The sequence below is a fragment of the Streptomyces sp. NPDC002787 genome (assembly GCF_053592095.1).
In genome coordinates, this window is the sequence record NZ_JBSFVC010000021.1 from 36,221 (window position 1) to 49,262 (window position 13,042).

The window sequence follows — 13,042 nt, forward strand, 5'->3', positions numbered from 1 at the left end:
CCCGCCGGCCACGTCAGCGGGCGGCGGTTGTACGCAGCCACCCCACGAGCAGGCGGCAGCCCCGGCTTCCGCCATCAGGCGGCAGTCGTAGGCGGCCGCACCACAGCAGGCGGCGTTTTTCGCCCAGCCACCTCGCTGGATCCGTACTCCGATCTTCTTCCGGACTCAATTCGGGGAGTCGCAGCCGTGATCAGCCAGCAAAGCAGGCACTGCACGGTGGAGCTCCAAGCCCTGCCGTCGCGGATCGGCCAGGTCCGCAGAATCGTATCTGCGCAATTGCGCTACTGGCATCTGGATCCCTTGATCGAGCGGGCCGTACTCGGTGTCACCGAGCTGCTGTCCAACGTCCACCGGCACGCGGAGCCGGACAAGATGTGCACCGTGGAGATGGAGTTGCTCCTCGGCCGGCTCACGGTCTCGGTGCACGACAACGACCCCCGCCTCCCCGTCGTCCAGGACGCGGAACTCTTCGCCACCAGTGGCCGCGGCCTCGCGATGGTCGCCGCGGTGAGCGAGAGCTGGGGTGTGCGGCCGCACGGCGAGTCGGGGAAGGTCGTGTGGTTCACCCTGCCGGCGTCCTCGGCCGCGGTACCGAAGATCTCGCCGTTCGACGCGGGCCGGCCGCACGACACCGGACAGACGTACGAGACCGGACGCAGGCCCGCCGCGCGTGGCCGCAGGTCCGAACATGCTCCCGCCCGGTCGGCCGTCGCAGGCTGACCGGGCGGTGACCCGCTGGTCGCACCTGACCCTTCACCGTCACACCTGGCCCTGCACATCGGAGGATGCGCTCTGTAACTACTAGTATGTACAGTAGGGCCATGAGCACCCCCGAGCGTCTGATCGAGTCCACGCGTGAGCTGTTGTGGGAGCGCGGTTACGTGGGCACCAGCCCCAAGGCCATCCTGGAGCGCTCCGGCGCCGGGCAGGGCAGCATGTACCACCACTTCAAGGGGAAGCCGGACCTGGCCCTCGCCGCGATCCGCCGGACCGCCGAGGAGATGCGGGCCACCGCCGAGGGAGTACTCGACGGGCCGGGCTCTCCCCTCGAACGCGTCGAGGCGTATCTGCGGCGCGAGCGCGATGTTCTGCGCGGCTGCCCGGTCGGCCGGCTCACGATGGACCCGGACGTGATCGCGAGCGACGAACTTCGGGCGCCGGTGGACGAGACGCTCGACCAGCTGCGTGAACGCCTGGCCGGACTCGTCGAAGAGGGCAAGGAGCAGGGCGAGTTCGCGCCGGAGCTGGACGCGGAGGAGATCGCCGCGACGATCGTGGCGACCGTGCAGGGCGGTTACGTCCTGGCCCGCGCGTCCGGATCACCGGCGGCCTTCGACGCCGGTGTGCGGGGGCTGCTCGCGCTTCTCCGGCCCGCGCGGCAGGCCCCGCGTTCGCCCGACAGCCGTGTGGAGGCCTGATGCACGCCATGCAGTACGAGATCACCCTGCCCGCCGACTACGACATGGAGGTCATCCGTCACCGCGTGGCGACTCGCGGGCACGCGCTCGACGCCTGGGCAGGCCTCGGCCTCAAGGCGTACCTGATGCGTGAGCGGGGTGTGCACGGCTCGCCCGTGAACCAGTACGCGCCGTTCTACCTGTGGAACAGCGTGGAGGGCATGAACTCCTTCCTCTGGGGTGGCGGTTTCCAGGGCATCGTCGACGACTTCGGGCGTCCGTCGGCCCGCCAGTGGACGGGGCTGGCGTACGAGGCGGGAGGCGGCGTCGGCTCTCCCGCGCCGGTGGCGGTTCGCAGACGGCGGCAGGTGCCGGCCGGGATGCCGGTGGGCGAGGTCGTCGAGGACGCGGTGCGCGAGACCGGGCGGCTCGCCTCGCTGGACGGGGCGGTGCTCGCGGCGGCGGCCGTGGACACCAGCCGTTGGGAGATCGTCCACTTCTCGGTCTGGGACCACGACACACCCAAGGCCGACGGCGACGTCTTCCAGGTGCTGCGCCTGAGCACTCCCGAACGCGACCGGCTGCCACGGGGCCGGCAGTGGTGACGCCCCCGATGGCCCGATCGTGTTGATCTCTGACCAGCCGACGGCTTTCGGCCACGCCTGGCGTATCGAGGATGGGAGGTGGCAGATCACGGCACCCCTGACCGAGGAAAGGCCCGCCCATGGCACTGGAGATGCGCGACCGCTGCGAGCGCTGTGAGACGACGCCCCTTCCCGTCGACGCCCCGGCCCGCATCTGCTCGTACGAGTGCACGTTCTGTGTGCCCTGCGGCGAGGCCATGCGCGAGACCTGCCCCAATTGCGGCGGGGAGTTGGTGGCCAGGCCTCGCCGCCGGGCGGCCGCGTAGGCGTCAGGCCACGGAGATGTCCACCGCCGGCCGGAGCTTCGCCGCGGCGGCCAGGGCCTCGTGGACGGGGTGCGTGTCGAAGGAGGCCAACAGGGCCTGGTCGGCGGGGCGTTCGGCGGCCGGGTAGGCGATCTGTTCGTAGGCGCTTTGGAAGCGAGGACCCCAGCGGCGGGCGCCGAGACGGGCCGTGCGGGAGCAGTGGTCGACCATGTGCGCCACGTCGCGGGCGTGCATGTAGGGCAGGAGCGAGTCGACGGCCTCGATGACGGACTCGTTGACGATCTCCGACCAGGGGTGACCGCGCTCGGCGAACTCGTCGATCTGGGCGGTCATGGTGGCGACGAAGACCCCGGCGGTGAACGGGTCGACGGGCAGGTCGCGTGCGTCCCGGCGGACACGCACGCGGTCGCTCACGGACCACATCGGTGAGCCGCCGATCTCGCTCAGCGGACGCGCGCCGAGCCGTCGTTCGGCCAGGATCACGCTGCGCAGCTCGGTGCCGTCGGCGACCTCGTCGTAGATCTCCGCGACGATCTCCCGGGCGGGCCCGTACGTGGCGGTGTAGGCACGGTCGAACACGTCCCGGCCGGCCACGTCGAGGCCCTCGCGGACCGCGCGGAGCCCGGCGCGGGAGATGGTGCGGGCGATCGGGCCCGTGACGTTCTCGCAGGAGCGCTCGTAGGCGGTGGGCTCGTCGTCCCCGGCGAGCCGGTAGCGGGTGTACAGGCTCTCGACGATGCCGTGGACGGCGCCGAGCAGGATGGCGCGCTCGCCGACGATGTCGGAGAGGTACTCGCTCTCCAGGGTGGTCCGGAAGGTGTACGGGGAGCCGAGGGCGACCGACCAGGCGAGCGCGCGGTCGGTCGCGTTGCCGTCGGGGTCGGCGTGCACGGCGTGACTGCTGTTGATTCCGGCGCCGTTGACCTCGGCGCCCTGCTCGTAGAGGCGGCGGACCGAGTCGCCCATGCCCTTAGGGCAGACGGCGACGACTCCGTGGCCGGGCGGGAAGTCGCCGCCGGTCTGCCTGAGATGGCCGAGGAGGAAGCCGTGGGAGAGGCCGATGGTGGCGCCGGGCTTCAGGGCGGCGAAGATCACCTCGTGGTGGGCGGCGAGCGCCGCGTCCGCGATCAGCAGGATGACGAGGTCGCTCTCGGCGGTGACGGCGAGCCAGTCGCCGAGGGTGCCGTCCGCCTCGGTGAAGCCATGGGCACGGGCGTCGGCGGCCGAGGCGGAGCCGGGGCGCAGGCCCACGGCGACCGTGATGCCGGTGCCGGAGAGGGAGTCACGCAGGTTGCGGGCCTGGGCCCGGCCCTGCGGCCCCCAGCCGACGACCCCGATACGGCGCACCCCGGCGAGGGCCCGCGGAAGCAGCGGGAAGAGGTGGCGGCCGCCGCGCAGGATGGTCTCGGTGCCGCCGGGCACGTCCATGGTTTCGAGGGGGAAGACAGTGGAGGTGGTCATGGACGAGTTGTAGGGTCCGGGCGAGTGTTGCGACAAGCGCAACCTTTACAGCGGGGTGTTGCAGATGATGAAAGAGCCAGGTGGGCAGACGTGCGGGACGATCATCGCGAGCTTCGGTTGTTCCTGCATCTGGCCCGGACGCTGAACTTCGGCCGGACCAGCCTGGACTGCCATGTCAGCCCGGCGACCCTGACCCGTACCGTGCAGCGGCTGGAGTCCGACCTGGGGCATCGCCTGTTCGATCGCGGGCCGCGAGGCGTCTCGTTGACGGCCGAGGGGCATCGCTTCCGTGAATATGCCGGCCAGGCGCTGGAGTTGTGGCGTGCGTACCGCGAGGAGCACCCGGACCCGGCCGAACTCACCGGGCGGCTGGCCGTGTTCGCGACGGTGACGGCATGTCAGGCGCTGCTGCCGGGTCTGTTGGCGCCGTTCCGCGCGGCCCATCCCCAGGTCCGCCTCGATCTGCGCACCGGCGACGCGGCCGCCGCGCTGGCCCGTCTGGACGAGGGCGAGGTGGACGTGGCGGTCGCGGGCGTCCCGGCACGGCTGCCGGAGGCGCTGGTGAGCCGGACGGTCGCGACGACGGACCTGGTGTTCGTGACCGCGCGCGACCGCCCGGACCCCGGGCTCGGCGGCCCTTTCGTCCTCCCCCACCGGGGTCTGGTCCGGGACGCCGCCGACCGCTGGTTCCGCGCCCACGGCGGCTCACCCGACCTGGCGGCCGAGCCGGAGGGCCACGAGGCGCTGTTGACCCTCGTGGCGCTGGGCTGCGGCACCGGTGTGGTCCCCCGGCTGGTGCTCGACCACAGCGCCGTACGCGACCGGCTCACGGCGATCACCACCGAGACACCTCCGGAGCCGTTCCCGATCGGGCTGTGCGTGCGGCGGGCCGATCTGCGGCGGCCGCTGGTGGCGGCGCTGTGGAGTCTCACGGCGGAGTTAACCCGCCGATCACTTTAGGGACAGCTCCCGTACCCTCGAAATCAATAGTCCATTCCCCATTCCCCACAGTATTCGGAACTATTCCTTTCACTTTTCGTCGGCGGCACAACCTTCAACGAGCCATGAGCCTCTAATTCGACGAATCGAATGTGGGGGTCGCCGAAAAATGCAGTGGGTCGCTCAACGGAACTGGGTGCGCCGAGCGGACAGGGACCGGGTGTGAAACCGACAACCCGTTCCGCGGCGGCACTCCGGCCGCAAGGAAAAGCCGCGCTGTTCGCCGCCGCGTTCACCGTGGCCGTGCTCTGCGCCGCCGATGTCGTCGCCCGCAGCTATCCGTTCGGACCGCGCACCCGGAGCGTCAACGACCTGGGCAACCAGTACGTGCCGTTCCACGCGCACCTGTGGGACCTGCTGCACGGCAGGGCCGACGGTGGGCTGTACGTCAACTGGCAGTCGGGGTTCGGCTCCAGCTTCCTGCCCGACCTCGGCACGTACCTCAGCAGCCCGTTCGCCCCGCTCGTGGCGGTGTTCCCGAGGGACGAGATCGACCTCGCGGTCTATGTGATCACCTTGCTGAAGGTGGCCTCGGCGGCCGCCGCGATGGCCTGGCTGCTGCTCGCCCTGCGCCCCGGCCGCTGGTGGGCGGCGGGTCTGCTCGGCTCGTCGTACGCGCTGTGCGGCTGGACCCTGGCGGACGCGGTCTACAACCCCATGTGGCTCGACGGCCTGGTCTTCCTGCCGCTGCTGTGCCTGGTCGGCGAATGGGCGCGACGGGGGCGGCGCCCTCTCCTCGGCGTGCTGATCGTGGCGCTCGCCTGGATCGCCAACTTCTACACCGCGTACATGGCCACCCTCGCCGCCGGCCTGGTGCTGCTGCTCCGGCTCTGGCTCGGCGACCTCTCGCGCCGGCAGCGCCTCTGGGCGGCGGGCCGCGCCGCCCTGATCACCGTCCTCGGCATGGGCCTGGCCGCCCCTCTCGTCGCGGTCGTCTATTTCGGCACCGAGCACGCCTATCCGGGCCGGGTCCGGCAGTTCGTGCCCGTGCCCACCGAGGACCTGATCGCCCGGCTGCTGCCGGGGACCTACAGCTTCGGCACGCCGGCCGTGTTCGTGGGCACCACCGCGCTGCTGCTCGCGCTCGCCCTGCCCTTCCACCGGGCGGCTCCGGCGCGGGTGCGCGCCGGATGGACACTGCTGGTGGTGGCCGTGACCCTGTCGATGCAGTGGGAGCCGACACATCTGCTCTGGCACGCCTTCGCCACCCCGCAGGGCAGCTCCTACCGCCAGACCTTCGTGCTCTGCGCGCTGCTGGTGATCGCCGCCTGGCACACCCTGTCGTACGGCGCCCCGAAGCCGCGTGCGCTGAGCGCGGCGGGCGCGCTGCTCGCGCTGGTGATCGTCCTGGCGAGCGGCAGTGAGCGGACGCTGCACGCCTTCAGCCTCCCGCTCGCCCTGCTGGCCGCCGCCGGCGCGCTGGGCGGTCTGATCCTGCTCGGGCTCACACGCCGGGACGGCAGGCCCCTCGCCCTCCTCGCCGTGGCGCTGCTGGTGTGCACGCAGTTCGGCGAGACGGCCGTCACCTCCGCCGCCGACACCCGGCTGCGGCTCGGGCACATGGACGACTACGCGCCCTGGGGTGCCCGGCAGCGGGACCAGGCGGAGGCGATCGCCGGGGCCGACGGCTGGCCCCGCCATCGGACCGACCCGGGCAGGGAGCAGACCGTCGGCAACGACCCGCTGCTGGTCGGCGGTCAGGGCGCCCAGTACTACAGCAGCCTCACCTCCGACGTCCTCAGCCGTACGCTCACCGCTCTCGGTGACGGCTGGACCTCGCGCGGCCGCAACGTACAGAGCATGGACAACGCCGTCACGGACGTCCTCTTCTCCGTCGGCGCCCGGGTGCACTCCCCGCCGGACCCGCACCAGAACTGGTTCCCGCAGGACGGCGGCGAGGTGTCCGTGACCCGGCAGGACGTGCCGCCGCTGGTGACGGTACGGCCGCCCGCCGACCGGGCGGACGGCCGTACGGACCTCTCCGCCTTCGGACCGTCGCCCTACCGCAACCAGGAGCTGCTGCTGGGCGCCCGGGTGTACACCGTGCCCCGGTTCACCGTGCGCACCGCCGCCGGGAAGCCACCGTCCCCCAGCGACGACGAGCGGCCGGGGGTGCGGGTGGGCCCGCTGCCGTATGCGAGCGTGCCGCAGAAGCCGACGATCACGGGCAGTTGCCCGGCGGGATCCGAGCTGTACCTGTGGGCGCCGCACTTCTCGGGCACCGCGCGGCTCGCCGAGGGTGCTGTCTCCGGTGAGGCCCTGACCGGGCGGTTCCGGTCCGACCAGCCCGTCACCAAGATCGCACCCATGCAGCGGCTGGGCACGGTCGGGGACTCCGGACGGTTCCGGATCGACCTGTCGCCCAACAGGACCAGCCTCGTCCCGGACGGTGCGATCGGCTGCCTGGACACCGGACGTCTGCGCACCGCCGTCGAGGGGCTGAAGGCCACCGGCGCCACGAGCGTGAGCGTCTCCGACGGGACCGTCCGGGCCGAGCTGCCCGCCCACAGCACGGGCGTCGCGGTCGTCGCGGCGCCCCGGATCTCCGGTTGGCGCTGTGCCGCCGACAACGCTCCCGCCGTACCCGCCAAGGACTACTACGGGCTGATCGCCGTGCCCCTGTACGGCTCCGCGAGCAGCGTGACCTGCACCTTCCATCCACCGGGGCTGCGTCTGGGCACGGCGGTCGGGGCCGTCTCGCTCACCGCCCTGCTCCTGATCGGGGCGGCAGGCCTGCTCCGCCGCCGTCGGACCCCGGCGACACCCGTACCCGTGTCCCCGGCCACCACCCGACCCGCGCCCGACGACCCGACCGCACGCGAGCCCGTGACCACCGCTCTGTGAACAGCACCCCTGGGGGAGAACCATGCTCATCTCGATCGTCGCACCCTGCTACAACGAGGAAGCCGTCCTCGCGCGCTTCCACGAGGAGGTCCAGAAGGTCGCGGAGGAACTGCTCCCGCTCGGCCACGACATGGAGTTCGTGTACGTCGACGACGGCAGCCGTGACCGGACGCTCGCCGTCGTGAAGGAGTTGGCCGAGCTCGACGCGCGCGTGCGGTACGTCTCGTTCAGCCGCAACTTCGGCAAGGAGGCGGCGCTGCTCGCGGGTCTGCGGCACGCCTCCGGTGACTCCGTGATCGTCATGGACGCCGACCTCCAGCACCCGCCGGAACTGATCCGCCGCATGGTCGGCCTGCGCGAACAGGGCTACGACCAGGTCATCGCCCGCCGCACCCGCACCGGCGACGGCCTCATGCGCACCGCCACCGCCCGCCTGTACTACCGGCTGGTCAACCGTCTCGTCGACGTCGAACTCGCCGACGGCGTGGGGGACTTCCGACTGCTGTCCCGCCGGGTCGTCGACGCGGTCCTCGACCTCACCGAGTACAACCGCTTCTCCAAGGGCCTCTTCGCGTGGGTCGGGTTCCCGGGCACGACCTTCGAGTACGAGAACGCCGTACGGGAACACGGCCGCAGCTCCTGGAGTTTCCGGTCCCTGCTCAACTACGGCATCGACGGGCTCCTCTCCTTCAACAACCGGCCGCTGCGCGCCGCCCTCCACCTCGGTCTGTGCCTGCTCGTGTGCGCGGGGCTCTACACGGCGTGGATCGTGGGCGCCGCACTCGTCAACGGCGTGGAGACGCCGGGTTATGTCACCATCGTCACGGCCGTGACCGCCCTCGCCGGCGTGCAGATGATCATGCTCGGAGTGATCGGCGAGTACACCGGCCGGATCTACTACGAGGTGAAGGGGCGCCCGCACTTCCTGGTGAAGGCGTCCAATGTGGAGCAGACGGAGGGGCACGCGGCGTGCGGCACGACGAAGGACCTCATTCGCTGATGCGGACGGCGACGCGTACGGAGACGCTCCCCGAGGCCCCTCCGGTGCCGGAGCGCCGGATATCGGGACAGATCATCACCTTCGCCCTGGTCGGCGTGGTCAACACGCTGACCTATTACGGCCTTTACCTGTTGTTCCTCAATTGGCTTCCCTATCTCGCCGCGCACATTCTCGCTTTTGCCCTGAGTATGACGGGATCTTTTTTCCTCAACGCGCGATTCACCTACCGCACCCGTCCGACCTGGCGAAAATTCCTGTTGTTCCCGCTGACCAATGCCACCAATTTCCTGATCACGACGGCAGGTGTGTATGTGATCGTGGACGTCCTGCACGCGGGCAACCGGTTCGCCCCCTTGCTCGCGTCGGGGGCGGCGATTCCGGTGACGTTCGTGGTCTCCCGCATGATCATGCTGCGGGGCTCCCAGGCCCGGTGAAGGTCGTCAGACCAGCGCGGCCAGGGGGTCGTCGAGCACGGGCTGCCACGCCAGCTCGGCGGCCCCCACCAGGCTGTTGTGGTCCAGGGTGCAGGCCAGGATCGGGGCGACCCCGCTCTGCCGGCCCCACAGGCTGCGGTCCGCGACGACGGCGCGGAGCCGGTCCGGGTCTGCGTCGAGGAGGGCGCGGTGCATACCGCCGAGGATGATGCGGTCGGGGTTGAGGATGTTGACCAGGCCCGCGAGCCCGAGGCCCAGGCGGTCGATGATGGCCTCGGTGGCCCCGCGGACGACCGGGTCGGCGTACTGGGTGCGGATCAGTTCGTTGGCCTGCTGGAGCAGTGAACCCTCGGGTCCGGGGTCGCGGCCCACGGCGGTGAGGAAGGCCCTCGGGTCGGCCTCGACGTCGAGGCAGCCGCGACTGCCGCAGTGGCAGGGGCGGCCCTCGGGGTTGACGGTGAGATGACCTACTTCGAGGGCGAGGCCCGAACTCCCCGAGTGCAGGCGGCCGTCGAGGACCAGCGCACCGCCGACGCCCCGGTGCCCGGTCGCCACGCACAGCAGGTCGCGGGAGCCGCGCCCGGCGCCGTGCCGGTGTTCGGCGAGGGCGGCGAGGTTGACGTCGTTGGCCGCGAACGCGGGCCCCTCGATGCCGGCCGCGCTGACCCGCTCGGCGAAGATCTCCCGGACGGGCGCTCCGGCGGGCCAGGCCAGGTGCAGCGGGTTCAGCGCCAGCCCCGCCGGTTCGGCGACCGCGGACGGTACGGCGAGACCCGCGCCCACGCACCGCCGGCCGGTCTCACGCAGCAGCTCGGCGCCCGCGTCGACGACCGAGCCGAGCACCTTCGCCGGGTCCGCGTCCACGATCTCGCAGGCGGGCGCGGTGGCGACGATCCGTCCGCCGAGGCCGACCAGCGCGGCACGCCAGCCGTCCGCGTGCACCTGGGCGGCGAGCGCGACGGGCCCGTCCTCGGCGACTTCGAGGCGGTGCGAGGGCCGGCCCTGCGAACCGGCGGCGGCTCCCGGGTGCGCGTCGACCCGGATCAGCCCCAGCGCCTCCAGCTCGGCGGCGACGGCGCCCGCCGTGGCCCGGGTGACGCCCAGTTCGGCGGTGAGCACGGCCCGGGTGGGCGCCCGCCCGGTGTGCACGAGTTCCAGCGCCGGACCGAGCGCGCCCCTCCCCCGGTCCAGCCGAGTGCGTGTCGTCGTCCCTTCGCCCGCCGCCTTGGGGGCCGCCTTCCCGTCCATGAGGGCGAGTCTCCCATGATCCGCACGACCGCGAACCCCGCCCGACGGGCTTCAGCCCACGTCGAAGCCGCTGACCCGCAGGGTGACGTTCAGCCGTCCCGACAGCCCCAGCCCGGGCGGCGCCGTCCCCGTGTGCACCCGTGGCACTCCGTGGTAGGCCTGCCGGGACGCCCCGGCGAACACGAAGAGATCACCGCTGCGCAGCTCCACGTCCGTGTACGGCCGCGCCCGCGTCCGCGTGTTCCCGAAGCGGAAGACACAGGTGTCGCCGAGGCTCATCGACACCACCGGCGCGTCGGACTTCTCGTCGCTGTCGCGGTGCATGCCCATACGGGCGTCGCCGTCGTAGAAGTTGATCAGAGCGATGTCGTACGGGGCCGCAGCCTCCCCGTCGCCTAGGGCGTCCGCGACCGCGCGCCGGCCCAGCCCGCCGAGCCAGTCCGGGAACGGCTTCACGGGCGCGCCGTCGCCGTCGACGACCGTGCGGGCGTACGCGTACGGGTACCAGTGCCAGCCGAGGCAGACCTGCCGGGCGGTCATCGTGCCGCCGCCCGGGGTACGGACCGTGCGCAGCCCGGCGGGCGGCCGGGCCCACCCCCGACAGGCGTCCAGGAGCCGGCGCTGCTGTTCCCCGTCCAGCCAGTCCGGTACGTGGACGGCGCCGGGCGCGATCTCCGTACGGTGGCGGGGGAACAGTTCGGCGTCCATGGGTCCCATGGTCGCGCACCGTCGCTCGCAGCAGGGGCTGAGCTGGGGCTCGGTTAGCCTGGGCGCACGATGAGCGACCGTATGACCGCGCCCTGGGGCGAGTACGCCCTGGCCCGCTTTCCCGAGGACCCCCGTGACCGGCTGCGCGCCTGGGACGCGTCGGACGCGTATCTGCTGCGCCATCTCGCGGAGAGCGGGACGCCGTTGGACGGGGCGGTCGTGATCGTCGGTGACCGCTGGGGCGCGCTGACCACCGCGCTCGCCGGGCACCGGCCGACGCAGATCACCGACTCGTTCCTGAGCCGGGAGGCGACGCGGGCGAACCTGGCACGGGGCGGCGTCGAGGCGGACGCGGTACGGCTGCTCACCACCCAGGACCCGCCACCGGAACGGGTGGACGTGCTCCTCGTCCGCGTCCCCAAGAGCCTCGCGCTCCTGGAGGACCAGCTGCACCGACTCGCGCCCGCCCTGCACGAGGGCACGGTCGTGATCGGCACCGGGATGGTCAAGGAGATCCACACCTCGACGCTGAGGCTCTTCGAGCGGATCCTCGGCCCGACCCGCACCTCGCTCGCCCAGCAGAAGGCGCGGCTGATCTTCTGCACGCCGGACGCGGGGACCCTGCGGTCGCGGGGGAACGATCCGTGGCCGTACACCTATCGACTCCCCGACGGCATCGGCCTGTTGGCCGGGCGTACCGTCGTCAACCACGCGGGCGTCTTCTGCGCCGACCGGCTCGACATCGGCACCCGGTTCTTCCTGCGGCATCTGCCGGGCGGCCGGGGCGGCGGGCGGGTCGTCGATCTCGGGTGCGGCAACGGTGTGGTCGGTACGGCGGTCGCGCTGGCCGATCCGGACGCCGAGGTGGTGTTCGTCGACGAGTCGTACCAGGCGGTGGCCTCGGCGGAGGCGACATACCGGGCGAACCGGCCGAGCGTCGAGGGCACGGCGGAGTTCAGGGTCGGCGACGGACTGGAGGGATTCGCTCCGGAGAGTGTGGATCTCGTCCTCAACAACCCGCCGTTCCACTCCCACCAGGCGACCACCGACGCCACGGCCCGGCGGATGTTCACCGGGGCACGCCGGGCGCTGCGGCCGGGCGGCGAGCTGTGGGTGGTCGGCAATCGTCATCTGGGCTACCACATAACGCTGCGGCGGATCTTCGGCAACAGCGAACTCGTCGCGAGCGACGCGAAGTTCGTGGTGCTGAAGGCCGTCCGGAAGCAGGTGTGGTGCTGAAGGACGTCCGGAAGTACGTCAGGGGCCGGCCCCGCGCAGGGCCCGGGGCGAGGCGCCCAGTTCGCGGCGGCAGGCCTTGTTGAAGGCCTGGAGGTCGGGGATGCCCACGGAGGCGGCGACGGCGGGGATGGAGAGGGTCGTGGCGCGCAGCAGGTGGTGGGCGCGTTCGAGTCTGCGGCGGCGGATGTAGGCGACGACCGTGCCGCCCGTCTCGGCGTGGAAGAGCCGGGTCAGATGGTTGTGGGAGACGCCGGCCACGCGGGCCACCTCCGGGACGGCGAGCGGGGCGGCGAGATGGGCCTCGATATGGGCGATGGCGGTGGTGACCGCCGGGTGCGGGCCGGGGCCGGACGCGGCGGGCGGGGTCAGATGCGCGACGCGCCACAGGGCGGTCCAGATCTCGGCCCGGGTGCGATCGGGCTCGCTGGGGGCGGCGGCCATCGCCTGGAGCAACAGTCCGGTGAGTGTGGGGAGTTCGGGGCCGGCGTCCTGCATGACCGAAACCGTGCGGGGCGCTCCGGCCGGGGCGATGCGCAGATGGGCGAAGAGGTGTTCGGAGCGGCCCCGGTAGCGGTAGCGGACGGTGGTGCCGGGCGGTACGAGGCTGACCCGGCCGGGGCGGATGGTGTGGGCCGTGCCGTCGACGGTCAGCTCGGCCTCGTACTGGTAGAGGTGCAGTTGCCACAGCTCCGGCAGCCGGAACACGTCCGTGCGGCTCGCGACGCCGTGGACGCCGACACCGGTGAGGGCGACGACAGGTGGCTCACCCAGGTGGATCTCCGTCTCCCGCATGACCGAAAAG

At 72.0% G+C, this 13,042-nt stretch carries 13 protein-coding genes; 9 read left to right on the forward strand and 4 right to left on the reverse strand.

Features of this window, described 5'->3' with window-relative positions; genetic code table 11:
• The first annotated feature begins 186 nt into the window (after window positions 1-186).
• The 4 genes from ACWD26_RS27590 (at window position 187) to ACWD26_RS27605 (ending at window position 2,307) form a co-directional block, all read left to right on the forward strand.
• A complete protein-coding gene (locus ACWD26_RS27590) occupies window positions 187-720 on the forward strand; it encodes an ATP-binding protein (protein WP_451274571.1) in 534 nt (177 codons plus the stop codon).
• An 86-nt stretch (window positions 721-806) separates the two neighbouring features.
• Window positions 807-1,418 carry a TetR/AcrR family transcriptional regulator gene (locus ACWD26_RS27595; RefSeq protein WP_451274573.1) on the forward strand — a complete coding sequence of 204 codons (612 nt, stop codon included), beginning with the start codon at window positions 807-809 and terminating at the stop codon, window positions 1,416-1,418.
• Window positions 1,418-2,002, forward strand: a complete 585-nt coding sequence (locus tag ACWD26_RS27600) for a DUF4865 family protein (protein ID WP_451274575.1) — start codon at window positions 1,418-1,420, stop codon at window positions 2,000-2,002. Before ACWD26_RS27595 ends, ACWD26_RS27600 begins: the two co-directional genes overlap by 1 nt.
• A gap of 119 nt (window positions 2,003-2,121) precedes the next feature.
• Window positions 2,122-2,307, forward strand: coding sequence for a DUF1272 domain-containing protein (locus ACWD26_RS27605; protein WP_451274576.1), 186 nt, complete (start codon window positions 2,122-2,124; stop codon window positions 2,305-2,307).
• A gap of 3 nt (window positions 2,308-2,310) precedes the next feature.
• On the opposite strand, the gene ACWD26_RS27610 is transcribed toward ACWD26_RS27605, so the two are convergent.
• Window positions 2,311-3,768, reverse strand: coding sequence for a ketol-acid reductoisomerase (locus ACWD26_RS27610; RefSeq protein ID WP_451274578.1), 1,458 nt, complete (start codon window positions 3,766-3,768; stop codon window positions 2,311-2,313).
• 90 nt (window positions 3,769-3,858) lie between these two features.
• Here ACWD26_RS27610 and ilvY point away from each other — a divergent pair, with 90 nt between their 5' ends.
• From ilvY to ACWD26_RS27630, 4 genes are all read left to right on the forward strand, one after another.
• Window positions 3,859-4,728 carry an HTH-type transcriptional activator IlvY gene (gene ilvY / locus ACWD26_RS27615; RefSeq protein WP_451274580.1) on the forward strand — a complete coding sequence of 290 codons (870 nt, stop codon included), beginning with the start codon at window positions 3,859-3,861 and terminating at the stop codon, window positions 4,726-4,728.
• A 129-nt stretch (window positions 4,729-4,857) separates the two neighbouring features.
• The gene (locus ACWD26_RS27620) at window positions 4,858-7,611 is read left to right on the forward strand and encodes a YfhO family protein (protein ID WP_451274582.1); all 2,754 of its coding nucleotides are present in this window, start codon (window positions 4,858-4,860) and stop codon (window positions 7,609-7,611) included.
• Between the two features lie 22 nt (window positions 7,612-7,633).
• Window positions 7,634-8,611, forward strand: a complete 978-nt coding sequence (locus tag ACWD26_RS27625; RefSeq protein ID WP_451274584.1) for a glycosyltransferase family 2 protein — start codon at window positions 7,634-7,636, stop codon at window positions 8,609-8,611.
• On the forward strand, window positions 8,611-9,045 hold the full coding sequence (locus ACWD26_RS27630; protein WP_451274586.1) for a GtrA family protein: 435 nt from the start codon (window positions 8,611-8,613) through the stop codon (window positions 9,043-9,045). Before ACWD26_RS27625 ends, ACWD26_RS27630 begins: the two co-directional genes overlap by 1 nt.
• 6 nt (window positions 9,046-9,051) lie before the next feature.
• Here ACWD26_RS27630 and ACWD26_RS27635 read toward each other — a convergent pair whose 3' ends face one another.
• Complete coding sequence (locus ACWD26_RS27635; RefSeq protein ID WP_451274588.1) at window positions 9,052-10,293, reverse strand: ROK family protein; 1,242 nt, start codon at window positions 10,291-10,293, stop codon at window positions 9,052-9,054.
• 51 nt (window positions 10,294-10,344) lie between these two features.
• Window positions 10,345-11,001, reverse strand: a complete 657-nt coding sequence (locus ACWD26_RS27640; protein ID WP_451274590.1) for an alpha-ketoglutarate-dependent dioxygenase AlkB family protein — start codon at window positions 10,999-11,001, stop codon at window positions 10,345-10,347.
• Window positions 11,002-11,070: 69 nt separating this feature from the next.
• Between ACWD26_RS27640 and ACWD26_RS27645 the strand changes: the two genes are divergently transcribed.
• Window positions 11,071-12,240: a methyltransferase gene (locus ACWD26_RS27645; RefSeq protein WP_451274592.1), complete on the forward strand. Its 1,170-nt coding sequence runs from the start codon at window positions 11,071-11,073 to the stop codon at window positions 12,238-12,240.
• A gap of 18 nt (window positions 12,241-12,258) precedes the next feature.
• Here the strand turns inward: ACWD26_RS27645 and ACWD26_RS27650 are convergent, their stop codons facing one another.
• Window positions 12,259-13,032 carry a helix-turn-helix domain-containing protein gene (locus ACWD26_RS27650; RefSeq protein WP_451274594.1) on the reverse strand — a complete coding sequence of 258 codons (774 nt, stop codon included), beginning with the start codon at window positions 13,030-13,032 and terminating at the stop codon, window positions 12,259-12,261.
• Window positions 13,033-13,042: the final 10 nt, after the last annotated feature.